We start from the raw sequence: 21,354 nt of genomic DNA on the forward strand, positions 1-21,354 counted from the left end.
CCAGCCGGGTGGCGCTGGCGGCGTCCGGACGTGCCTGGACGTCAGACGTTGCGGGTCGCGGCCTCGGTGCGGCTCTGGCCGGTCGCGTTGGCCAGGGCGTCCTGGCCCTCGCGCAGGCGGTTGCGCAGATCATCGCGCAGCTGGGCGCCGGGCTTGGGGGCGATCAGCAGGCCGAGGCCCGCGCCCAGCAGGATGCCCACGGAGAAGGCGCCCAGGGTGGGCAACACCCAGTCCGCGGGACCCTTCTTGGTCTCCAGCCCGAGCAGGTCGAGCACGTCATCCTTGCTGAAGTTCTTCAGATCACTGGCATTGAACATGGGGGCTCCGAATGCGGCGAGAGAGGGAAACGGATGAAACCTACGGCTCTAGTGGCCCTGGGGACGCGCCGGGCCGCCCGAGGACGAGCCCTGCATGTCCGCCACCCGGCCGGCGCCCGCCTCGACGCCGCGCATCGCGGCCTCGGCGATGCCGAGCAGCTCGTCCTTGACCATGGGCAGCGCGGCCAGCCGCACGCCCAGGCGCAGCAGCCGCCCGGTGGTGCGGGTGAACAGCCCGCCGCCCAGCACATAGCCCACGCCAATGGCGGCGGCCACCATCAGATACGGATTGCGCTCCACGCGGCCGACCAGGTCCATGGAGTCACGCAGGTCCGTCACCGCGCCGCGCGCGTTGTCCCACAGGTGCTGGGCGTCCGAGCCGATCTGATCCACCCGCTGGCCGAATCCCGAACCCTGGTTGTTCGGGGACTGGCCACCGTTGCCCGAGGGCCCGCCGTTGCCAGAGCTGTTCTGGAAGGTCGTCATGTCAGAACTCCGAGTCGTCGAGGAAGCGCAACAGGTTAGCGGCGCGAGGCGATGCGCCCGATGATGAAGCCCACGGCCACGGCGCCCAGCAGGCACGTGCCCGGGTTGGCGCGGATGAAGCTCACCGTGCGCGCGTTGAGATCCTCCAGGTTGCGCCGCGCCTCGTCGATCTGCGGCAGCACGTTGTCCTGGATCTGCCGGGCCTTGTCCTGCAACTGCTGGGAATTGATGTTCATGGAAGCGCCTTCCTCGTGAAAAGGTGTCGGGGTTGGTTCTGAAAGGTGGGGCGTGTCAGCGCCGTTGGCTATTGCCGATGACGAATCCGATGAAGAAAGCCGCGCCCACGCACGCGAGCGGCCGGCGCATCACCCACTCGCGCCAGTCGGTGCGCCACGCGACCTCCTCGCGCAGGGCGCTCACGGAGTGACTGAGCTCGGCGCGGGTGCGCTCGATCTCCGCGCGGATCTCCTCGGGGGTACGCGTCGTGGAGCGTGCATTCTTGTCAGCGGCCATGAGGACCCTCCGACTGGGCGAGCGCCGTCACACTGCGGTTGAGTTCGTTCTTCGTTTCGTCCATGACCCGATGTGCCTTGAGGCGGGCGGCCGAGCGGGACACGCCCACGATGCCGCCCACGAGGTTGAGTCCGCCCACCAGCGCGAGCGACCCGGCGATGCCCAGCCATTTGGCCAGCGCCACGGCGATCGCCGCGCACAGGAAGCCGTAGCCCACCAGCACGAAGGGGACGAAGGCGGCGAGGCGCGCCAGATCCGAGCCCACCAGGCGCGCGTCCTCCACCAACTCCGCGCGCGCCAGCGTCAGATGCTGCGACACCAGCCGGGTGAGTCCATCTGTCAACCGCGCGACGAGCGGGCCCAGGCCTCGCTCCGTCTGTTCGCTACTCACAGCCATCTGCTCCCCAGTCGCTCTCATGCGGAGACCGCAAACTAGGGTGCTCCCGTCATCCGCCACAACCCCGACACACGGCAATGGCGACAATGTGTCCACCGGCCATCAGCTTCCTCCCGCGCGAGCGGCGCCCGGGGCTCACTAGCCGATGAGCTGCACCGGAGCGGAGTCCGACACCTGGGGCTGCGGCCGCGTCTCGAAGCGCAGCACGAGCGGCAGGTGATCCGAGGCCAGCTCGGACAGCGGCGAGCGGTAGGCCTGGAGCGACAGCGGCTTCACACCCTCGTCCACGTAGATGCGATCCAGCCGCAGCAGCGGAAAGCGGGAGGGGAAGGTGCGATCTCGTTGCTCCAGCTCCAGGGCCGCGTCGTGGATGGCCTGACGCGCCAGGCCGCGCACCGCGCCGGGCCCCCAATAGTTGAAGTCTCCACACACCACGAGCGGCACACTGCGCACGGCGTCGCGGAGGATGTCGGAGGACAGCAACAGGGACTCCTGCCGGCGGCGCTCGCGGATGCCCAGCCCCAGGTGCAGGCAGAAGAGGTGCAACTGCTGGCCCCCGCCCAGGTCCAGATCACAGCGCAGGGCGCCCCGGGGCTCGTTGTCGCCCACGCTCAGGTCGTAGTTGCGCGAGCGGAGGATGGGCAGCCGGGAGAGGATGGCGTTGCCGTAGCGGCGGCCGCCGCGCTCCACGTTGGGGCCGAACGCCAGGTGCAGCCCCAACTGCCTGGCCAGGTGCTCGGGGTGATCATCCCGGGGCGTCACGCCCCGGTAGTCCCCCACTTCCTGGAGCGCGATGAGGTCCGCGTCGACTTCACGCAGCACCTCCTCCACCCGCTCCAGAGCGAAGCGGCCATCCGTCCCGATACCACTGTGAATGTTGTAGGAGACGAGCGTCAGCCCCACGGCGCCCCCGTCCCGCTCAAACCTGGACCAGCCGCAGACGCGCGGCGGCCATGCGGGCCGCCTCCATGGGCAGGGACAAGAGCCGCCCCGTGGCCCGGGTGGCGTCCTCGAGGCCCGACTGGACGGCGCGGAACTGGCGCAGCGCCTCGCCGAACACGTCGCGCAGGCTCTTGCCGCGCTCCACCATCGGCTCCTCGGCCAGGGGCAGCGCCCCAATGGGCTGGCCCCGATTGGTCGCCGTGGGCTTGAGGGGTGAATCGGCCGACAGGCCCGCCAGCGACTCGAGCTGCGCGTTCATCGCGCGCACCTGGAGCAACTCCTCGGTCTCCGCGTGGGCACGGCCGTAGTGCAGTGCGGAATCCGACGAACGTTGCGACGCGCGCTTCTCGGACAGGTGCTGCTTGTCCCGACGGCGCAGACCCCGGCTCGGGGTGGACTTGGCAACGGTGAACGGCTCGAAGCTATAAGAACGCGACATCCGATTATCTCCCCCTCAGAAAACGCCCTGGAAATCCCCTCGAAAAACGGATGGACAGAAGCTAGGTCGCCCTCCGGCCGGAGGGAACGATGGCTCATCCGGGGCCTTGTTCGCTCGCCTGCCCTCCGGGAGATGGGACGTGCCCCGCCCAGCCTCCCGGCAGTCGCCCAGGGGCCCGGGCCAGCGAGCGGGGGCCACCGCTCGCCCGTATTCCCGCGTTGACGCCCCCCCGGCGGCCCGCGCATATCTCCCCGCCGTGCTCAGCCTGTCCTGTCGGCGTCTGCCCCTCGTCCTGCTCGTCCTCGGTCTGTCGGCCTTCGCGGCCGAGCCCTCGCCCCAACTGTTCCTCCAGCCCGCCCGGGCCCGGCCGGGCGACCCGGTCCTCATCACCGTGCGCGGGCCGAAGGAGGCGCCCACGGGAACGCTGGGAGAGCGCCCCTTGCGCTTCTTCGCCGTGCCCGGGGGCTTCGCCGCCCTCATGGGCCTTCCCGTGGAGCAGGTGCCGGGACAATTGCCGCTGACGGTGACGGTGGCGGGTGCTCCAGGCGCGGAGCCCCTGCTCCTCACCCACACGCTGGACGTGGTGGAGCCCGGGTGGCGCACGCGCACGCTGAAGGTGGCCAACAAGTTCGTGAAGCCCCCGCCCGAGGTGGAGGCCCGCCTGGAGGCGGATCAGGCCGCCTTCAGCACCGCCTTCGCGCAGCCCTTCGCCGAGCCCTTCTTCGACAAGGCCTTCGTCCTGCCACGCAAGGCGCGCGTCACCGCGCCGTATGGGGATCTGCGCACCTTCAACGGGCAGAAGCAGAGCCAGCACTTCGGCACGGATCTCTCCGGGGGCACGGGCACACCCGTCTCCGCCGCCAACGGGGGCACGGTGGTGATGACGCGCGAGAACTACGCCGCGGGCAACACGGTGCTGCTCCACCACGGAGCCGGCCTCTACACGGCCTACTTCCACCTGTCGGCCATCGCCGTGAAGCAGGGCGAGCGCGTCAAGCGCGGACAGCTGCTCGGCAAGGTGGGCAACACGGGCCGCGTCACCGGGCCCCATCTGCACTGGGGCGCCCGCGTCGACGACCTGTGGGTGGACCCCACGACGCTGCTCCAACTGCAATTCACCGCTAGCGATCGTTCCACTTCGGGGGCCGCTTCTCGCGAAACGCGCTGATGCCCTCGGCGGCGTCCTCGGCGAGCACGTTGAGCGACAGCTGCGAGGACAGGTACTCCAGCGCGGCGGGCAGGGGCAGATCCTCGGCGGTGAAGAAGGCCCGGCGGCCCAGGGCCAGCACCGCCTGGCTCTTGCCCGCGAGCTTGCCCACCAGCTCGGCCACCGCGGCCTCCAGTCCCTCCGCGGGCACCACGCGGTTGAGCAGTCCCAGGGCGAGCGCGTCGCGCGCCGTCAGCCGCTCGCCCGTGAGCACCATCTCCAGGGAGCGCTTGCGGCCCACGTGCCGGTGCAAGAGCGCCATCATCATCATGGGGAAGAGCCCCACGTCGACCTCCGGCGTGCCCAGCTCGGCGTGCTCGGCGGCCACGGCCAGGTCACACGCGAGCACCAGTCCCAGGCCTCCCGCGAGCGCATGCCCGTTGACGCGCGCCACCGTGGGCTTGCGCACGTCCTGCAGACGCAGCAGCAACTGGCCGTAGGCGCGGCGCCCCTCGTGCGTGGCGAGAAAACCCCCTTCCCCACCGAGCTGCCCGAGATCTCCCCCGGCGCAGAACACCCGCTCTCCCGCGCCCGTGAGCACCACCACGCGCACCGCGGGGTCCGCCTCGGCGCGCGTGAGCGCCTCGAGCAGGCCGTGCAGCACCTCGGGAGAGAGCGCGTTGCGCGCCCGCTCCCTGTTGATGATCAGGCGCGCTTGCCCACCTTCGGCCTCGTACCGGACGACGGACTCTCCTGCTTCCATGACGTCTCCGTGAGCGGGGCGGAGCTGGGAAGCACTCCGCGCAGAAAGGACTCGGCGATCTGCGCCTTGGCCCGATCCAGGGCCTCGGGGCTGCGGTCTTCCATCAGCCCGGACACGAAGGCGGTGAGCCCCATTTCGATGGAGCCGCACAAGAGCGAGGCGCAGAGCATGGGATCCAGCTCCGGGCGCAGCTGCCCCTCGGCCTGGGCGCGGGCGAACATGTCCGCCGCCATGCGGATGACGTCCAGGAAGGCCTGCTGGCGGCTGGCGACATGGCCGCCCGCGGGACTGCGGGCGATCTCCAGGATGAGCACCTTCACCGCGCGGGGATCCACGCGGTAGGCCTCGAAGGCCACGTCGGCGATGCCGCGCACCTTGGCCTCGAGCGAGCTGTTCTCCTCCTCGGCCACCGCGCGGATGCGCGAGACGAAGCCGCCCCAGCCCGTCTCGGCAACGGTCTCGAGCAGCTCGTCCTTGTTCTTGAAGTAGTGGTAGACGAGGCCGTAGGCCACGCCCGCCTCACGTGCCACGTCGGCGATACGGCAGCCGTGGTAGCCCTTGCGGGCGAACACGTCGATCGCCGCGCGCAGGATGGTGTGGCGGCGCTCGTTCTCCCGGCTCCCTGCCTCCACCGACTTGCTCTGCCGCTGACTCACGCGCTGACTCTCCCCGGCGGATGATTCCGCAATCGGCCGGGGAGACGGTACGGACGAGGGAGCCCGGGGTCAATGCCCTTGACGGGCCGCGTCACTTGATGAAGTCACCCGCCACCGGAGGCGCCTCGACCGGAACGCCATAACCATCCACGGGCGAGGCCGTGAAGACGCAGCGGGCCGTGACCGACCACTTGATGGAGTTGGGGGCGGCGGGATAGTCCGGCGCGTTCGTGTTGGTGGGGTCGCGCTGATCCTTGATGACGTAGCGCAGCGCGGTATAGGGCGGGTAGGTCAGGGCCCTGCCCGAGGTCAGCTTGCTCACATTCACGGGGCCCACCGCGCCCGCCTCGCACCCGTCATCATCCCCATTGCGCGCGATGCTGTTGAACCAGGGGTCCGCGACGATGAACTCGGCGGCCAACTGGCCGAACTTGTCCAGGCGGTTGCCCGTGGCCGGGGTGATGGGATTCACCACGGGCCGGGGATTGCGGGTGGCATTCGTGGAGGTCGGGCGGTCATCCGCGTGCGGAACACCCGTCCACAGGATGCGCTCCTGGACCCAGATGAGCGTGACGGGATCGAACGTGCCGTTCTTGCCATCCCACTGGCCATTGCCGTTGGCGTCGACGTAGCGCTCCCCGGCGTCCCAGGTGCCGTTGTCGTTGTTGTCGACGAAGGGCTCGGTGAGATCGACGAAGGGCTCGCCCGTGTCCCAGGCGCCGTTGTTGTTGCGGTCGTCGAACGCCTCCTCGCCCGAGGTGACGGCGATCATGCTGACCAGATTGTCGCGCGGGTTGTTGGTGAGGACGACGCCCTTGGCGTCCTTGCGGATGGGATCCGGCCGGCGCGGCTCCGCGAGGGTGCCCTCGGCGCCGAAGTTCTTGACCGGATCCTCCACCCACTGGAACGGGTGCATCCACAGCGGCGCGAGGTACTCGCCCGTATGGGTCAGGTCGTTGACGGGAGTCCAGGAGAAGGTGCCCGGCGCCACGTCGTCCGGCAGCGGCAGCGAGGTCTTGTAGAGGACCTTGGCGTTGCCCACCACGTCGGTGACGCTGACGGAGCTGGGGCCGATGGTGCCCGCCTCGGTGAGGAAGGACACCTGGGCGCCGACGATGCCATCGCCGTTGCGGTCCGCCACGTGGGCGATGCAGTCGAGCTTCACGCCGGCGATGAGGTGACGCGTATCGTCATAGGCGTTGATGGCGTGCACGCCACCCGAGCCCTCGCCGGAGAGGGTGCCGCACTGGAAGGTGAACTGGCGCGAGGTGGAGTTGGAACCGGCGAAGGTGACCGCCGGGCTGACGGCCGACTTGTCGCCCACCCGAGCCGTCACCACCACGGAGGACACACGACCGCCCTTGGCGACCACCTGCGTGGAGGCGATACCGTTGCTCTCGTCGGTGGAGGCCACCGCGGGGTTGAGCTCCACCCCGGGCACGGGCGGCTGGATCTCGAAGGAGATCTGAACGCCGGCTTGCGGCAGACCCCGCGAGTCGATGGCGCGAAAACGCAAGGTGGTGATCTCCCCCAACCGGGGCTGGGCGGGAGACTGGTCCACGAATTCCAACGTGGCGGGCTGCGGAGGAGAGCAGGCCGCGAGCAGCCCTGTCGTGAGCACCACGAATGTGGCGAGACCCAAACGCATCTGAAGAAGGCTCCGGGGCAGAGGGAATGAAGACCACGCGACAGTGCCGCGTGGTCAACAGTCCCATCTTCCCGGGCCCCCCGGCGTCCCGTCAAGCGACGGGCACCGACTTCAGCATACGTCCAGGCTCAGGCCACGGAGCCGTTGAACATGGCGCGAGCCACGCCCAGCAGCCGATCCACGTCCCGGGCGGTGAGGCCCCGGGCGCGGGCGAAGTCCGACAACGGCCGCAGCAGATCTTCCGTCTGAGCAGGTGTCTCTTCTGTTCCGGCGAAGAGCTCGCCGAGACTCACGCCCAGGGCATTGGCCAGGGCGGCAAGGGTTTCAACATGGGCGACCCGCTCTCCTCTTTCGATCATCGAAAGAAAGGAGACGCTGATTTGTGCCCGTTCCGCGAGCTCTTCTTGGGTCCAGCGCTCCGGGCGCTGGGTGCGAAGTTCACGAATGCGCTGTCCGATACGTTTTCCGAGTTCCGACACGAAAGACCTCGTCCTCCTCAAAGAGGGGATTTCCTCAGGCAGTGAAGAACTACACACGCACGGCTGTGATTCCTCAACCCCCCGTTCCAAACGTCCCGACTCCGGTCACGGTGAGGTTCAGACCGAACTCGGGGCATGCTTGCCCCCTCGCGAGCCTGGCCAGTCCTTCGACACGCCAGCAGTTACACGCCGGACCGTAAGATACACCAAATGTCTGCTGTAGGAGAGGGGCCTCACTGCGTGTTTGAGGCTGCAGGAGCGCCTCGTACCGCAGGCCAAGTCCGAAACCGAAGGTCGCCTGAGTGCCCGCTGTGAGGAACTGTGCTCGCTGGGCGTTCTTTGGCGCAGGCCCTACCAGGGCATCCAGGCTACGGCGCAGGCGATCCGAGCCCTCGCCCAGCAGGTCGTCATAGCGGGCATAGAGATTGGCCTGAGGCACATCCACCCGGAAATCCGCGCTGAGTTGAGTGATTTGCCGGGAGTTCGGGTCATAACGCAGCACCCCGGTGCCGCTGAATCGACCCAGCCGGGCGCTGAGGCGGCCAAACGTGTCCCGCGCGAGGAGTTCATCGCTCCCGAGCAGGCCGCTGCCCAGCGTGGGGGCGAACCGGGACAGATCGAAGCCCTGCCCCAGGCTCAGACGGAGGATTTCCTCGCGCGAGGAGCCCCGGCGGGTGTGAAGGGTCTGGTTCAATTCCACCACGGCATGGAGAAAGCGGCGCGCCACGCCCGCCGGGGTCGAGGGCAGCGCGGAGTCGATCTCATCGTAGGGCTGCCCCGGGCTATCGGGCAGGGCACCTGGTGAGGGCAGGTCTCCCCAGACGGTGGGCACGTAGCGCAGGGTGATGGAGGGTTCGATCGAGTGGAGCAGCGAGACGCCGCCCAACTCGAAGGTGCGTGCGAGGCGCGAGTCCAGCACGAGGTCCAGGAGGGGATAGCCGCGCTGCGCGGCGCGCCCCGTCACCTCGCCCAGGTAGAAGTCCTGGCGCACGGAGAGCGCGGGGGACAGCCGGGCGAAGGAGCCGAGGGCGAAGGAGGAGGACAGGCGGGGAAGCAGATCCACCCGGTCGCGCGCCTCGCGATCGGCGCCATCGAAGACACCATTGCCCTGGGCCCCATCGGGCTCGCGCACGGTGCCTCCCGGCACCGCCCACAGGCCATCGGACTCGAAGTGGCCGTCCAGGCCCTCATCACCGAAGAGGGACAACAAGGGAGAGAGCCGGGTGAACTCCACCCGCATGCCCCCGACCAGACGGCTGCCACCGAGCGGCCGCTCGGCGAGTACCCAGCTCAGGGTGGGCAGCTTCTGGAAGGTGCGGGGCGCGGCGGTGATGGCCGTGGAGGCCGGAGCCCCGGCGGGCGGCACCGTGGAGCGCCCGAAAAGATCGTAGCCCCAGCGGATGTCCTGGCGCAGGCCCACTTCCAGACCCACCCACTGGTCCTCGCCCCGGCGGTAGATGACGCCGGAGCTGCTCAGGTACTGGGCCGCGCGAGCCACGATGTCGGCGGTGAGGTCGCGCGTGTAGAACCCGTCGGAGACGGCGAAGGCATCGATGCGGTCGTACCACCCGCCGCCCAGGTCCTGACGGTGTTGGAGGGACGCCTCGCCCCGGAGTCCGCGCGGCGCGCGGATGAGGTCCCCCGTGTCCGTGAGGAAGAAGTCCGCCGTCACGGGGTTGCGCACGGGCTGCAGATCGTGGAGCAGGCCGAGCGTGACTCGGCCCTCGGTTCCCACGGCGGGCACGTAGCGGAACTCGGTGAGCAGACGCGGGCCGCGGATACCGTAGTTCTGCGGCTCCTCGCGGGTGAGGGTCTCGTTGCCGATGCTCCGGGTGCGCTCCACCTCGCCGCCCCCCAGGTAGAAGCCCGGCGTGAGGGTGAGATCGTAGCTCCGGCCGAGCGTGATGAACACCGGCAGCTCCAGGGCGAAGCCAGAGGCGGCGGTCGACGTGGGCCGGGGGAAGAGCAGGCCCGATTGTCGCTCGGACAGGGGCAGGTACAACCAGGGCACCGCGAGCACCGGAACCGAACTCACGAACACCACGGGCAAGGTGAGCGAGGCATACTTGCCCATCTCCACGCGGGCACTGCTGGCCTCCACGCGCCAGCTCGGCACGCTCTCCCCGCACAGGCACGGGGCCAGGGCGATGCCCTCCACCTGGTAGGTGTTGTCACCGGAGCGCTTGATGCGCCTGCCGCTCATCAACACGGGCGTCTCGCCCAGGTCACGCAACTCCTGGGGCGTCTGGGCCTGGAGTAGCTGCTGGGGCGTGACGCCCCGCTTCTCCATGAAGAGGCCCCCCTGGACAACCGCCTCGGAGGACTCGAGGTCCACGGAGAGCTCGTCCGCCACGGCCGCCATCAGCCCGTTGACGAGCATGACGTTGCCCCGGGCCACGGCCGTCCCATGGGCCTGATCGTAGGAGAGCTCGTCGGCGCGCAGCACGACGGAGCCGGAGCTGAGCACGGCGTGTCCGCGCGCGGTGAGCACCCGCTGCTCCTGCGCGTAGGAGACGGAATCGGCCGCCAGCTCCGCGGTCTCTCCCGTGGGCAGCCGCAGTGGGGTGGACAAGGGCAGCTGTGCCGAGACGAGCAGCACGACCGCCACCGGCATCAGCAGGCTCATGGCCCGCCCATATATCAACGGGAGGCCGGGCGCTGGAACTCGATCGACAGTTCGTTGCCCTCCTGGCGTGTCTCGTAGGGCACCTGCTGCTTGAGCCGGATGGAGACGCGCACCGTGCGCGAGGGGCCCGGATTGGCGTCCACCGAGGCCACCGCCGTATTGAAGAAGGAGGTGTCCATCGCGCGGGTGTTGTTCTCCTCGGCAATGAGGGTGTTCTCCAGCTCCAGCACCACCAGCTTGTCGCCCGCCGGGGTGACGGAGTAGCGCACGGGCTCGTTGGTGCGCACGAAAACCCGCGAGGCCCCCCGCTCCTGCTTGAAGCCCACCAGCGTCATCGTCTTGCGGCGCGAGGACACCGAGGACGGGCCCTCCTGCCGTGCCGGTTCCCTCCGGGGCGTCTCCGCCTGGGCGACACGCGCCGCGCGCGACTCCCGTGCCTCCTCCTGCTGGCGCCGCCGCTCCTCGGCCGCGGCCTGGGCCTCCGACTCCCGGCGGGCGCGCTCCTCGGAGGCCTGGCGCCGCTTCGCCTCGGCGGCCTGGGCCTCCGACTCCCGGCGGGCGTCAGCCGCGGCCCGTGCATCCTCCTGCTGCCGCTGCTTCTCGGCGGCCTGGGACGTGCGCTCCTCCTGAGCCTTGCGCTCGGCCGCGGCCCGCGCCTCGGCCTGACGCTGCTCCTCGGCATCCGCCTGCTCCTGCTGGGCGGCCTGGGCCGCGGCGGCCTCCTGCCGCTTGCGCTCTTCCTGCGCCGCCTGGGCGGCCTGGGCCGCGGCGGCCTCCTGCCGCTTCTGATCTTCCTGGGCCTCCTGGGCCGCCGCGCCCGCCTGCTGGGCGTCGGTGCCAGTGGCCGTGGGCGCCGCGTCCGCCGTTGGCGCCGGGCCGGTGGGAGCCGCCGCCTGGGCCGCCGTGCCACCCGCCACGCTCACCACCAAGGAGTTGCCCCGCGCCTGGATGTCCGTGTCCACCTCGCGCTCGTAGCCGATGAGCACCCGGGCGATGGCGGATTCATCCGAGCCGTAGCTCGCCGTGCGGATGGCGGTGATGGTGCCATTGCCCACGGTGATGTCCTCCTTCACGCCGGAGAAGACGGCCTCGGAGATGTCGATGACGAGCCGCGGCGGATCCGTCAGCGTGAAGGTGGTGAAGTTGGGCTTCTTCGTGCCCACGATCTCCACCGTCCCGCCCCTCACGTTCACGCTGGAGATGGAGTTGAGATTCGCCTCCTGCGCCAGCGCCCGCGCCGTTCCCAGCACGCACGTGATCAAGAGAAGGACGAAGGCACTCGAAGGCGACTTGATGGTGGACGAACGCATGACGCACCCGACGCTAACACGCGACGTCAAGGCTCCAACTTTTCCCTCTGCCTGGAGCCGACGGAAACGTTCGCTCTACTTCTCTATCCGGGGCAGCACGGGCCCACGTGTGCGGTGGGTGCGCGCGTACTCGATGAGGTTCTTGATGTCGTAGCAGATCTGCCGGATGTCGTGCCCCATCGTCAGCTCGAGGTGGCTGTTGCCCTTCACCGGCCGCCACAGCAGGTACTCGCTCTTGGCCGCGTGGTACACGCTGCGCGTGGACTCCAGCGAAGCCAGCGGATCCATGTCCCCGAAGATGATGGCCATGGGGATGTGGATCTTCGAGAAGCCCCGCTTGAAGTCGAACCCCGTGCGGTAGCACACCATCTCCCCGTGGCGGATCCACGAGGCGAACTGCTCCACCACCTTGCGCGGCTCGCGCTCCCCGCCCTCTCGCAGCAGCCAGCGCACGTCCTTGGCGCTGGCGCGCGCCGGATTGCTCAGCCGGTTGATGCGCGTGGTGATGCGGTTGACGAGCGGGTACTCCTCGGCGCGGGCGAGCTGCCGCTCGGCGAACTTCAGCCAGTCGTCCACCGGAATGGCGCGGAACTGGCGCTCGCGCGGAGCCTCCTTCGGACTGAGCCACCGCGACAGGCCCTCGTGCAGGGGCGCCAGCCCGCGCGCCAGCAGCCGCCGGCCCTCGTACCCCACGCGCGCCTCCAGGTTGCGGCCCGCGAACGCCAGGTCGATGCTCGAGCCGATCACACCCGTCCACATCGACAGCATCCGCAAGAACAGCGTGCCCCGGCCCAGGTCCGCCGCGGAGCCGATGGTGATGAGCCCCTCGAAATCATCGTGGATGCCCGCGTACCCGTAGCCGAGCATCCCGCCCATCGAGTGGCCGCAATAGAAGATGCGCTCGCGCCGGGTGATGCGCTTGACGCCCGACACCGCGGCCGGCAGGTCGTAGAGAAAGTAGCTGTCGATGTCCCAGTCGTAGTCGAGGTCCGCGGGCAGCGGACGGCGGAAGCGCGCGGCGCGCTCCTTCTGGAACTCGATGGAGCTCTTGCCGTGGCCGCGCAGTTCCAGGATGTGGATGTCCACACCGAAGAACAGCAGGTTCTTGACGAACTGGCCGCTCGTCCACGCATGGCGGTTCTGCGAGAAGCCATGCACCAGCAACAGCGGCTCACCGAACAGGGGCTGCGCGAAGGGCTGCTTGACGGGGCGGTAGCGGGTGATGACCAGAGACCAGCCATCGGCGGTCTCCACGACGTACTTCGTCTTCTGGTAGAGCGACCGGAAGTCGACCTCGTCGACCGTCGGTGTGTGGGGACCCGTTGGAGTCGCCGCTCTCCAATCCGGCAAGCGCATAGGTGTAATCTACGAATGCTGATGCAACGCGCCAAGGTTTCCGCCCCATTTGGCGCGGACCGAGCCCACCAGGAACAGTGAGCCCGTACACAGGAGGACGTCCGAGGGTGCGGCCCGGGCACGTGCCCCAGCGAGCGCCGCGTCCAGGGACGGGTAGGAGTAGGCATTCTCGCACAAGGCGCGGGCCTCGTCGAGGTAGCTCTCGGGAGAGAGCGAGCGCGGGGTGTCCAGCGGCGTCAAGTGGACCGAGGAACAGGCGGGAAGGAGCGCGCGCAACATGGGGCCCCGGTCCTTGTCGGCCACCACGCCGAAGACACAGTGCACCCGGCGCCCGGGATAGAGCGAGCGCAGGCCCTCGAGCAGCACGCCCACCCCCGCGGGGTTGTGCGCCCCATCCAGCAGCACGGGGGGCGAGCCACCGAGTTCCTCCAGGCGTCCAGGCCAGCGGGCTCCCGCGAGTCCGGTCCGCAGGGCCTCCGGTGGGACGCGCACGCCCCGCGCGGAGAGTTGTTCCAGCGCGGCCAGGGCCACCGCGGCGTTCTGCCACTGATGCTCGCCCCGCAGGCTCGGGAACAGGCCCTCCAGCGACAGTCCGCTCCCCTCGTAGGCGAGGCCGCCTCCGGGACGCGGCCCCAGGTGGAAGTCACGGCCCTCCAGGAGCACGGGCGCCTGACTCTCCCGGGCCAGCCGCTCGAGAACCTCGAGCGCCTCGGGCTCCTGGCGGCTGAGCACCACCGGCACGCCCGGCTTGAGGATGCCCGCCTTCTCCGCGGCGATGGCCCCCAGGGTGTTGCCCAGGTACTCCATGTGATCGAAGGACACCGGGGTGATGGCGGTGACGAGCGGCACGCAGGCGCGCGTGGCGTCCAGACGGCCTCCGAGCCCCACCTCCACCACGGCCACGTCCACGGCCTCGCGCGCGAAGTGCCAGAAGGCCACCACGGTGCCGAACTCGAAGTACGTGAGCGAGGTGGCCGCCTCGGGGTGACGCTCCAGCACCTCGAGGATGCGCTGGCCGAGGCACTCGTCGGAGATCTCCACCCCATCCACGCGGATGCGCTCGTTGACGCGCACCAGGTGGGGCGAGGTGTAGAGCCCCACCCGGTGGCCCGCGGCGTGGAGGGCCGCCGAGGCGAAGGCGCAGGTGCTGCCCTTGCCGTTGGTGCCCGCCACGTGCAGCGCGGGGAAGCGGCGCTCGGGATGGCCGAGCGCCTCCAGGGCCGCCTCCACGCGCTCGAGGCCGAGCTTGATGCTGGAGGGGCTCAGCCGGGAGAAGAACTCCAGGGCCTCGGCGGGCGTCCGGGGGAGCATGGCGCGGCGTGGGGAGGACGACTAGCCGAGCAGCCCGATGATCTGCCCGAGCTTGGCGCGCAGATCCTTGCGCGCGACGATGGAGTCGAGCATGCCGTGCTCCACGAGGAACTCGGAGCGCTGGAAGCCCTCGGGGAGCTTCTGGCGGATGGTCTGCTCGATGACGCGCGGGCCGGCGAAGCCGATGAGCGCCTTGGGCTCGGCGAGCATCACGTCCCCCAGCCACGAGAACGAGGCCGCCACGCCGCCCGTGGTGGGGTGCAGCAGCACGGAGATGTAGGGCTTGCCCACGTTGCGGAAGCGGGCGATGGCCGCGCTCGTCTTGGCCATCTGCATGAGGGAGAAGATGCCCTCCTGCATGCGCGCGCCGCCCGAGGCGGAGAAGACGATGGCGGGGCACTTGAGCTCGTGCGCGCGCTCGAAGACGCGCGTGCACTTCTCGCCCACCACCGAGCCCATGGAGCCGCCCATGAACTCGAACACGAAGCAGCCCACCGACACCTGCTTGCCGTCGATGCGCCCCACGCCGGAGATGAAGGCGTCGTTCTCCCCGAGCGCCTTGCGCGTGGACTTCAGCCGATCCTTGTACTTCTTCGAGTCGGTGAACCCGAGCGGATCCTGCGGCTCGAGCTCCTTGTCGAACTCCTCGAAGCTGTCGGGATCCAGCAGCGTGGCGAGGCGGGTGCGCGCGGGCCAGGGCAGGTGGTGATCGCAGTGCGGGCAGACGTTGAGGTTCTTCTCCAACTCCTGCCGGTAGAGGATCTCGTCACAGTTCTCGCACTTGGCCCACAAACCCTGCATGCGGCTGGGGGCTTCGATGGGTTCGGGAGCGGTGGCGATACGGGGCTTCTTCGAGAACCAGGCCATGGGAGGGCCCGGTTAATCCCAAGTGCCCGGGGGCCGTCAACACCCATGCACGCTAGAACTCGAAGGTATCCCCGAGTTCCAGGACCTCGACGGGCATGTCGGCCACTTCCCGCTTCACCTGCTGAACGAAGGCGGGCTTGAGGTGGTAGAGCAGCACCGAGCACCCGTCGCGCTCGAACTTGGCCAGCTCGCTCTGGAGCGTGCGGGGCGTGAGGTGGCCGGAGACGTCGGAGAGATGCTGCAGCGCGTTGGGGAAGCTCGTCTCGATGAGGAGCGCCTTGAGGGTGGGCGTCTGGTTGAGCACCTTCCACAGCTTGTCCGTGGGGCCGGTGTCCCCGCTCATGGCGAGCGACGTGCGGCCCCGGGTGATGACGAAGCCGCAGGACTCCACCGGGTGGTGCACCGGGATGGACTGCACCGTGTAGGGGCCCACCTGGAAGGTGCTGCCGGCGCGGAAGGGCTTGATGCGCAAGACCGGCTCCTTGCGCGTGGGAATGCGCGTGAAGTCCGGCCACAGCGCGTTGTTGAACATGTTGTCGCGCAGCGCCCGGGCGCACTCGCGCGAGGCGTGGATGGTCACGGGCGTATCGCGTCGGCCGATGATGAGATCGGCCATCAGCGGCAGGTCCTTCACGTGGTCGAAATGGCTGTGGCCGACGATGATGTCGTCGACCTTGCACAGTTGCTCCAGCGACAGCGTGCTCGTGAGAGCGCCCGCGTCCAGCGCGAGCACGTCGTCCACGAGGAAGCACGTGGTGCGGCACGCGGGCAGCTCACCACCATGGCAGCCAAGGACGTGAAGCTTCACGCTAGAGGTCTCCGAACTTCCACTTCATCTCCAGGTATTGGAGGAAGTCGTGCAGGCGCGCCGTATCCTGCACGGTGAGCCTGTCACCCGCGCGCTCCAGCAACCCCGCCCGCTCCAGCCTGTCCAACACGTTGCGGATGGCCGGCTCGCCCACGCCGATCTGCTGGGGTATCTCGCGCAGGGGCAGATCGAACTCCATCCCCTCCTCCGTGGGCCGCCCCCGCGTGCGGCACGTCTGGAGCACGTGGTGGACCACGCGGCTGACCGGATCCGAGTGCAGCAGGTTCTCGATCTGCGCGTCCGCCTCCGACAGGCGCTCGGCCAGCTTCTTGATCATCCGCACGGCGATCTCCGCGTTGCCGCGGATCATCCCCTCGAACGTCTTGGGATCGATCACCAGCAGCTTGGCGTCCTCGCTCACGGTGGCCGTGGCGTTGCGAGGCCGGTTGGAGATGATGGCCATCTCCCCGAAGAACTCGCCGGGCCCGAGCACCGCCAGGACCTTCTCCTCGTCGCGCACGCGCTTGGAGATGGCGATTCGTCCCGACTGCAGGACGAACATCTCCCGACCCGCCTCTCCCTCGCGGAAGAGAACCGTGCCCTTCGAGAACTCCTTGCCAAAACGTTGAAAGAGGGTTTCCTCGGCGCCCATCGCGAGGCCGAGTTAAGCCCTCCCGGTCGGCAGGGTCAAATTCAGACTTGGATCCGCTGTCCTCCGTCCTCGATGTCGCCTGGACGCCTACCCCTCTCCCCCTCGGGCGCGGGTGGAAACGGTTCACCACCCCGGAGAATGAACGGGGAGGTGGGTATGGGCCGAGACACGGGCGGGGCAAAGCCGGTAGAAGGCGCCGCGTGGGAACGACCTACAAGCAGTCGGGAGTAGACATCGAGGCCGGGGACGCCTTCGTCGAGCGCATCAAGCCGCACGCGGCGCGCACGATGAGGCCCGAGGTGGTGGCGGGAGTGGGAGGCTTCGGAGGCCTCTTCGCCCTGCCACCGGGGAAGTATCGCGAGCCGGTGCTGGTGGCGGGCACGGACGGAGTGGGCACCAAGCTGAAGGTGGCCTTCCAGGCGGGCCGGCACGGCACGGTGGGCATCGATCTGGTGGCGATGTCGGTGAACGACATCCTCACCTGTGGCGCCGAGCCGCTCTTCTTCCTGGACTACTTCGCCACCGGGCGGCTGGAGGTGGACGCCGCGGCCGAGGTGGTCAAGGGCATCGCCGTGGGGTGCGAGCAGGCGGGCTGCGCGCTGCTGGGCGGGGAGACGGCGGAGATGCCGGGCTTCTACGCGCGGGGCGAGTACGACCTGGCCGGCTTCTGCGTGGGCGTGGTGGAGCGCTCGGAGATCATCGACGGCAAGAGCGTGGCGCCCGGCGACGCGCTCATCGGCCTGACGTCCTCGGGGCTGCACTCCAACGGCTACTCGCTGGCGCGCAAGGTGCTGCTGGAGGACGCGAAGCTCGCCCTGGACGCGGTGCCCGAGGGCCTGGACCGGCCGCTCGGCGACGCGCTCTTGGAGCCCACGCGCATCTACGTGAAGGACGCGCTGGCGCTCCTGAAGGCCGTGAAGGTGAAGGGCATGGCGCACATCACCGGCAGCGGCATTCCGGGCAACCTGCCCCGCTGCCTGCCGGACGGCACGCGCGCGGTGCTCGACGAGAAGGCCTGGAAGCGCCCCGCCATCTTCGATCTCATCCAGAAGCGCGGGAGCGTGGCGCGGGACGAGATGTACAACACCTTCAACATGGGCCTGGGCCTCATCGTGGTGGTGGCCAAGGAGGACGTGGCGGCGGCGCTGGCGGTGCTCCACGCGCGCGGCGTGGAGGCCAGCGAGGTGGGCCGCGTGGAGGCCGGTCAGGGCGAGGCCACGGCGGTCATCCATCCATGAGCGGCCGCGCGAAGCTGGGCGTGCTGGTGTCGGGCAGTGGCAGCAACCTGCAGGCCCTGCTCGACGCGTGCGCCCGCGCGGACTACCCGGCCGAGGTGGCCCTGGTGGTCTCCAACGTGCCCACCGCCTTCGCCCTGGAGCGGGCGCGCACGGCGGGCGTGGCGGCGCGGGCGTTGGATCACAAGACGTTCGGCGCGCGCGCGGACTTCGAGAAGGCACTGGGCGATGCGCTGGAGGCCGCCGGCGTCGAGTGGGTGTGCCTTGCGGGCTTCATGCGGCTGCTCGGGGCGGACTTCCTCGGGCGCTTTCCGGGCCGGGTGCTCAACATCCACCCCTCGCTGCTGCCGGCCTTCCCCGGGCTGCATGCCCAGCGGCAGGCCCTGGACAGGGGCGTGAAGGTGGCCGGGTGCACGGTGCACTTCGTGGACCCGGGCATGGACACGGGCCCTATCATCGCGCAGGCGGCAGTGCCCGTGCTCTCCGGGGATGACGAGGCGGCCCTGTCCGCGCGCATCCTCGCGGCGGAGCACCGGCTCTACCCGCTGGCGGTCAAGCTCGCGGTGACGGGCGCGGTGCGGCTGGAGGGCGGACGTGCCGTGTCCTCGGTGGGCCCCAGCGTGGACGCGGCGGGCCTGCGCAATCCCGGCGAGCCGGGCTGAACCGAGCGAGGGGGCAGCCCCGCCCCCAGGACGACTCGACCGCGCGGGGGGGCCCTGTTAAATCCCGGGGTTCCGTCAACGCGAGCGTGGGCCGTCATGGCGATCATCCTGGGACATTCCGTCGAGCCGCCCGGCGAGTGCAGCTACCTGCCGGATCAGAGTTCCTCGATGGAGCAGTTCGTCATGAAGGACGTGACGGCCGAGGAGTACGAGCGGATGCTCGTGCGCGGCTGGCGCCGCTTCGGCCCCATGTACTTCCGGCCCGCCTGCCAGGCCTGCTTCCAGTGCGTGTCGCTGCGCATCCCCACGGCGACCTTCCAGCCCAACCGCAGCCAGCGCCGGGCCCGCGCCGCGTGCGCCCACCTGCGCGTGGAGGTGGGCCCCCCTCGGGTGGACGAGGAGCGGCTGGCGCTCTACCGGGCCTGGCATGCCGAGCGCGAGCAGACGCGCGAATGGAACGCCTCGCCGATCGGCCCCCGAGAGTACTTCCTCCAGTTCGCCTTCCCCCACCCGTGCGCGCGCGAGGTGGCCTGGTACGACGACACGGCCGAGGGTGGCCCCCGGCTCGTCGGCCTGGGCATCTGCGACGAGATGCCCCAGGCCTGGAGCGCGGTGTACTTCTTCTACGATCCCGCCTACGCCCGGGCCTCACTGGGCTCGGCCAACGTGGTGTTCCAGGTGGAGCTGGCGCGGGCCCGGGGCATTCCCCATGTGTACCTGGGCTACCGGGTCCAGGAGTGCGCGTCCCTGCGCTACAAGGGAGCGTTCCGCCCGCATGAGCTGCTCGAGGGGCGACCCGCCCCGGACGAGCCGCCCCGCTGGACCCCGGCCGAGGACCCCGGGGACACCCCGCCCTGAAGCGCGGGAAAGCACTGCGAGCCTCCAGGCAACGTGTGTAGTGTGCGCGGCGAGATGCCGACGCCCGCTTCCCGCTCCAAACCGCTCCCCTCCTCCACGGCTCCCTCCCGGCACGTCTATGACGTGATTGTCCTGGGCAGCCAGTTGGGCGGGGCACTCGCCGCGGTGCTGCTCGCCCGGCGCGGCTACAGCGTCCTCCTGGTGGAGCACGACGGCACGGGGCCGGGCTACGAGCACGACGGCTTCCTGCTGCCCTACGCCCCCTTCATCACCCCGGCCCTCAAGACGATGCCCGCGGTGGAGGAGGCCTTCGCCGAGCTCAGCCTCACCCCCCAGTTGCAACGCGGCCAGCAGCCCCACGTGCCCGAGCTGCAGCTGGTGCTGCCCCGCCACCGGGTGGACCTGCACGCCGACCCGGCCCGCCGGAGCGCCGAGTTCCTCCGCGAATTCGGGACCGAGAGCGAGCGCATCCTCGCGGACCTCGCCGCCACCATCCGGCAGCACGAGCCCTCGGATGCCTTCTTCAAGGAAGGCCCGCCCCTGCCGCCCGACGGCATGCTGGAGTCCTGGAATCTCAAGAAGCGCCTGCGCCAGCACGGCGGGCTCGAGGCGGAGCCCCGGCTGAGCGGCACGGACGAGCCCTCGCGGCTGCTGCGCGGCCTGCTGCCCTTCACCATCCACATGGATCAGCCCGGCTCGCCCCTGGCGCGCACGCGGCCCCTGTCCCAGGCGCTGCAGACGCCCTGGCGCTACCCGGGCGGACGCGACGGCCTGCGGCAGTTGCTCTTCGATCGCTTCACGGAGCTGGGCGGCGACCTGCTCAGCCCCGACAACACGGACACGTACGTGGCCGAGGAGCTGCACATCGAGGGCAACCGCTTCTCCGCGCTCAAGCTGCTGCGCTCGGACACGCTCTACCGGGCCTCGTGCCTGGTGTCCGCCACGGACGCGGGCGCGCTGCGACGCATCCTGACGGGGCGCAAGAAGCACCGCGCCCTGAGCGAGCAGCTCGATGTGTCCACCGTGAAGTCCTTCCTCTTCTCGGTGAACTGGGTGGTGCCGGAGGCGGCGCTGCCGCGCGGCATGGGCGAGCTGCTGCTCATGGACACCCAGCAGGAGGGCGAGCTGAGCCACCTGCTCGTGCAGCTCCACCCCGCGCGCGACCACCAGGGCAAGGAGGACCCCGCGCTCCGGGTGGTGTGCGCCGGGGGCTTCGTCCCCGCCAGCATCCGGGACCTGGGCGAGGGCTACCTGCAGAACCTCGCCCTGCGCATCGACGCCCACCTCGACGCGCTGATGCCCTTCACGAAGGACAAGCGCCTGCTGCGCTCGGCCCCCTACCTGGACGCCAGCGCGGTGCGCGGCAGCCGGCTCATGCCCCACCCCCATTACGTCTTCGACTCGGAAGCGGTGCTGGGGGTCACGGGTTTGAAGCAGCAAACGCCCACGAAGAACCTCCTGCTCGCCGGACGGGAGGTCCTCCCTGGGCTGGGCCTGGAGGGCGAGTTCCTCGCGGGCATCCGGGCCGCGCGGCTGGTGCAGGAGATGCTCAAGAAGAAGCCCGTCCTCAAGCGCTGATCCTGATCGCGCTGGATTTTCCGGTGGTTTGTGGATAGGTTCCGCCGCTCTCATTAGGGCGGCTGTTAATTCGCCCCTGATTTCAAGGAGTTGGCAGTCATGGCCTGGAAATGCGACATCTGCGGGAAGCGGCCGCTGGTGGGCAACAACGTCAGCCACGCGAACAACAAGACCAAGAAGCGGACCCTCCCGAATCTGCAGAAGATCCGGGCCTCCGTGAACGGCACCCCGGAGCGCGTGCTCGCCTGCACCCGCTGCATCAAGGCCGGCAAGGTCACCAAGGCGGCCTGAGAAGGGCCGAGGA

General features: G+C 69.6%; 24 protein-coding genes. 6 read left to right on the forward strand and 18 right to left on the reverse strand.

Annotated features, from left to right (window positions below):
• Window positions 1-41: 41 nt before the first annotated feature.
• From D187_RS08570 to D187_RS54890, 7 genes are all read right to left on the reverse strand, one after another.
• Complete coding sequence (locus tag D187_RS08570) at window positions 42-317, reverse strand: YtxH domain-containing protein (RefSeq protein WP_002623560.1); 276 nt, start codon at window positions 315-317, stop codon at window positions 42-44.
• A gap of 48 nt (window positions 318-365) precedes the next feature.
• Window positions 366-803 carry a hypothetical protein gene (locus D187_RS08575; protein WP_002623559.1) on the reverse strand — a complete coding sequence of 146 codons (438 nt, stop codon included), beginning with the start codon at window positions 801-803 and terminating at the stop codon, window positions 366-368.
• Between the two features lie 35 nt (window positions 804-838).
• Window positions 839-1,039 carry a hypothetical protein gene (locus tag D187_RS08580; RefSeq protein WP_002623558.1) on the reverse strand — a complete coding sequence of 67 codons (201 nt, stop codon included), beginning with the start codon at window positions 1,037-1,039 and terminating at the stop codon, window positions 839-841.
• A gap of 55 nt (window positions 1,040-1,094) precedes the next feature.
• Window positions 1,095-1,316 carry a DUF3618 domain-containing protein gene (locus D187_RS08585; protein ID WP_002623557.1) on the reverse strand — a complete coding sequence of 74 codons (222 nt, stop codon included), beginning with the start codon at window positions 1,314-1,316 and terminating at the stop codon, window positions 1,095-1,097.
• The gene (locus D187_RS08590) at window positions 1,306-1,707 is read right to left on the reverse strand and encodes a phage holin family protein (RefSeq protein ID WP_002623556.1); all 402 of its coding nucleotides are present in this window, start codon (window positions 1,705-1,707) and stop codon (window positions 1,306-1,308) included. Before D187_RS08590 ends, D187_RS08585 begins: the two co-directional genes overlap by 11 nt.
• Window positions 1,708-1,851: 144 nt before the next feature.
• Complete coding sequence (locus tag D187_RS08595) at window positions 1,852-2,616, reverse strand: endonuclease/exonuclease/phosphatase family protein (RefSeq protein WP_002623555.1); 765 nt, start codon at window positions 2,614-2,616, stop codon at window positions 1,852-1,854.
• Window positions 2,617-2,632: 16 nt separating this feature from the next.
• The gene (locus D187_RS54890; RefSeq protein ID WP_002623554.1) at window positions 2,633-3,094 is read right to left on the reverse strand and encodes a hypothetical protein; all 462 of its coding nucleotides are present in this window, start codon (window positions 3,092-3,094) and stop codon (window positions 2,633-2,635) included.
• 256 nt (window positions 3,095-3,350) lie between these two features.
• Between D187_RS54890 and D187_RS08605 the strand changes: the two genes are divergently transcribed.
• Window positions 3,351-4,262: a M23 family metallopeptidase gene (locus D187_RS08605; protein ID WP_002623553.1), complete on the forward strand. Its 912-nt coding sequence runs from the start codon at window positions 3,351-3,353 to the stop codon at window positions 4,260-4,262.
• Here D187_RS08605 and D187_RS08610 read toward each other — a convergent pair.
• From D187_RS08610 to D187_RS08660, 11 genes are all read right to left on the reverse strand, one after another.
• A complete protein-coding gene (locus D187_RS08610) occupies window positions 4,216-5,004 on the reverse strand; it encodes an enoyl-CoA hydratase/isomerase family protein (RefSeq protein ID WP_043428928.1) in 789 nt (262 codons plus the stop codon). The genes D187_RS08605 and D187_RS08610 overlap by 47 nt on opposite strands.
• The gene (locus D187_RS08615; protein ID WP_002623551.1) at window positions 4,947-5,660 is read right to left on the reverse strand and encodes a TetR/AcrR family transcriptional regulator; all 714 of its coding nucleotides are present in this window, start codon (window positions 5,658-5,660) and stop codon (window positions 4,947-4,949) included. Before D187_RS08615 ends, D187_RS08610 begins: the two co-directional genes overlap by 58 nt.
• Window positions 5,661-5,751: 91 nt before the next feature.
• Window positions 5,752-7,308, reverse strand: a complete 1,557-nt coding sequence (locus D187_RS08620; protein WP_002623550.1) for a hypothetical protein — start codon at window positions 7,306-7,308, stop codon at window positions 5,752-5,754.
• 128 nt (window positions 7,309-7,436) lie between these two features.
• Entirely contained in the window at window positions 7,437-7,787 is a 351-nt protein-coding gene (locus D187_RS08625; protein ID WP_002623549.1) for a helix-turn-helix domain-containing protein, read from the reverse strand.
• A 73-nt stretch (window positions 7,788-7,860) separates the two neighbouring features.
• Complete coding sequence (locus tag D187_RS08630) at window positions 7,861-10,413, reverse strand: LPS-assembly protein LptD (RefSeq protein ID WP_002623548.1); 2,553 nt, start codon at window positions 10,411-10,413, stop codon at window positions 7,861-7,863.
• Between the two features lie 14 nt (window positions 10,414-10,427).
• Window positions 10,428-11,723 (reverse strand): AMIN domain-containing protein, encoded by a 1,296-nt coding sequence (locus D187_RS08635; protein ID WP_002623546.1) that lies wholly within the window; start codon window positions 11,721-11,723, stop codon window positions 10,428-10,430.
• A 75-nt stretch (window positions 11,724-11,798) separates the two neighbouring features.
• A complete protein-coding gene (locus tag D187_RS08640; RefSeq protein ID WP_002623545.1) occupies window positions 11,799-13,079 on the reverse strand; it encodes an alpha/beta fold hydrolase in 1,281 nt (426 codons plus the stop codon).
• Window positions 13,080-13,088: 9 nt separating this feature from the next.
• Window positions 13,089-14,390: a bifunctional folylpolyglutamate synthase/dihydrofolate synthase gene (locus D187_RS08645; RefSeq protein WP_002623543.1), complete on the reverse strand. Its 1,302-nt coding sequence runs from the start codon at window positions 14,388-14,390 to the stop codon at window positions 13,089-13,091.
• Between the two features lie 21 nt (window positions 14,391-14,411).
• Complete coding sequence (gene accD, locus D187_RS08650; protein WP_002623541.1) at window positions 14,412-15,257, reverse strand: acetyl-CoA carboxylase, carboxyltransferase subunit beta; 846 nt, start codon at window positions 15,255-15,257, stop codon at window positions 14,412-14,414.
• Window positions 15,258-15,309: 52 nt separating this feature from the next.
• Complete coding sequence (locus D187_RS08655; protein WP_002623539.1) at window positions 15,310-16,065, reverse strand: MBL fold metallo-hydrolase; 756 nt, start codon at window positions 16,063-16,065, stop codon at window positions 15,310-15,312.
• A gap of 1 nt (window position 16,066) precedes the next feature.
• Window positions 16,067-16,717, reverse strand: a complete 651-nt coding sequence (locus D187_RS08660; RefSeq protein WP_002623537.1) for a Crp/Fnr family transcriptional regulator — start codon at window positions 16,715-16,717, stop codon at window positions 16,067-16,069.
• A 200-nt stretch (window positions 16,718-16,917) separates the two neighbouring features.
• Here D187_RS08660 and purM point away from each other — a divergent pair, with 200 nt between their 5' ends.
• The 5 genes from purM to rpmB all read left to right on the forward strand — a co-directional run bounded on the left by purM (window position 16,918) and on the right by rpmB (window position 21,341).
• Entirely contained in the window at window positions 16,918-17,955 is a 1,038-nt protein-coding gene (gene purM / locus D187_RS08665) for a phosphoribosylformylglycinamidine cyclo-ligase (RefSeq protein ID WP_002623535.1), read from the forward strand.
• Window positions 17,952-18,614, forward strand: coding sequence for a phosphoribosylglycinamide formyltransferase (gene purN / locus D187_RS08670; protein WP_002623533.1), 663 nt, complete (start codon window positions 17,952-17,954; stop codon window positions 18,612-18,614). Before purM ends, purN begins: the two co-directional genes overlap by 4 nt.
• A gap of 96 nt (window positions 18,615-18,710) precedes the next feature.
• Window positions 18,711-19,472, forward strand: coding sequence for an arginyltransferase (locus tag D187_RS08675; RefSeq protein WP_002623531.1), 762 nt, complete (start codon window positions 18,711-18,713; stop codon window positions 19,470-19,472).
• Between the two features lie 54 nt (window positions 19,473-19,526).
• On the forward strand, window positions 19,527-21,050 hold the full coding sequence (locus D187_RS08680; protein WP_043429063.1) for an NAD(P)-binding protein: 1,524 nt from the start codon (window positions 19,527-19,529) through the stop codon (window positions 21,048-21,050).
• 99 nt (window positions 21,051-21,149) lie between these two features.
• Entirely contained in the window at window positions 21,150-21,341 is a 192-nt protein-coding gene (gene rpmB, locus D187_RS08685) for a 50S ribosomal protein L28 (RefSeq protein ID WP_002623527.1), read from the forward strand.
• Window positions 21,342-21,354 lie beyond the last annotated feature (13 nt).

This window comes from Cystobacter fuscus DSM 2262 (assembly GCF_000335475.2).
GTDB lineage: Bacteria > Myxococcota > Myxococcia > Myxococcales > Myxococcaceae > Cystobacter > Cystobacter fuscus.

Bases quoted from the DNA above. Each gene is read 5' to 3' on its own strand.
- accD (WP_002623541.1), bottom strand. From the start codon at position 15,257: ATGGCCTGGTTCTCGAAGAAGCCCCGTATCGCCACCGCTCCCGAACCC.
- D187_RS08620 (WP_002623550.1), bottom strand. From the start codon at position 7,308: ATGCGTTTGGGTCTCGCCACATTCGTGGTGCTCACGACAGGGCTGCTC.
- D187_RS54890 (WP_002623554.1), bottom strand. From the start codon at position 3,094: ATGTCGCGTTCTTATAGCTTCGAGCCGTTCACCGTTGCCAAGTCCACC.
- D187_RS08580 (WP_002623558.1), bottom strand. From the start codon at position 1,039: ATGAACATCAATTCCCAGCAGTTGCAGGACAAGGCCCGGCAGATCCAG.
- D187_RS08585 (WP_002623557.1), bottom strand. From the start codon at position 1,316: ATGGCCGCTGACAAGAATGCACGCTCCACGACGCGTACCCCCGAGGAG.
- D187_RS08610 (WP_043428928.1), bottom strand. From the start codon at position 5,004: ATGGAAGCAGGAGAGTCCGTCGTCCGGTACGAGGCCGAAGGTGGGCAA.
- purN (WP_002623533.1), top strand. From the start codon at position 17,952: ATGAGCGGCCGCGCGAAGCTGGGCGTGCTGGTGTCGGGCAGTGGCAGC.
- D187_RS08635 (WP_002623546.1), bottom strand. From the start codon at position 11,723: ATGCGTTCGTCCACCATCAAGTCGCCTTCGAGTGCCTTCGTCCTTCTC.
- D187_RS08660 (WP_002623537.1), bottom strand. From the start codon at position 16,717: ATGGGCGCCGAGGAAACCCTCTTTCAACGTTTTGGCAAGGAGTTCTCG.
- D187_RS08570 (WP_002623560.1), bottom strand. From the start codon at position 317: ATGTTCAATGCCAGTGATCTGAAGAACTTCAGCAAGGATGACGTGCTC.
- D187_RS08575 (WP_002623559.1), bottom strand. From the start codon at position 803: ATGACGACCTTCCAGAACAGCTCTGGCAACGGCGGGCCCTCGGGCAAC.
- D187_RS08630 (WP_002623548.1), bottom strand. From the start codon at position 10,413: ATGAGCCTGCTGATGCCGGTGGCGGTCGTGCTGCTCGTCTCGGCACAG.
- D187_RS08645 (WP_002623543.1), bottom strand. From the start codon at position 14,390: ATGCTCCCCCGGACGCCCGCCGAGGCCCTGGAGTTCTTCTCCCGGCTG.
- rpmB (WP_002623527.1), top strand. From the start codon at position 21,150: ATGGCCTGGAAATGCGACATCTGCGGGAAGCGGCCGCTGGTGGGCAAC.
- D187_RS08675 (WP_002623531.1), top strand. From the start codon at position 18,711: ATGGCGATCATCCTGGGACATTCCGTCGAGCCGCCCGGCGAGTGCAGC.
- D187_RS08680 (WP_043429063.1), top strand. From the start codon at position 19,527: ATGCCGACGCCCGCTTCCCGCTCCAAACCGCTCCCCTCCTCCACGGCT.
- D187_RS08640 (WP_002623545.1), bottom strand. From the start codon at position 13,079: ATGCGCTTGCCGGATTGGAGAGCGGCGACTCCAACGGGTCCCCACACA.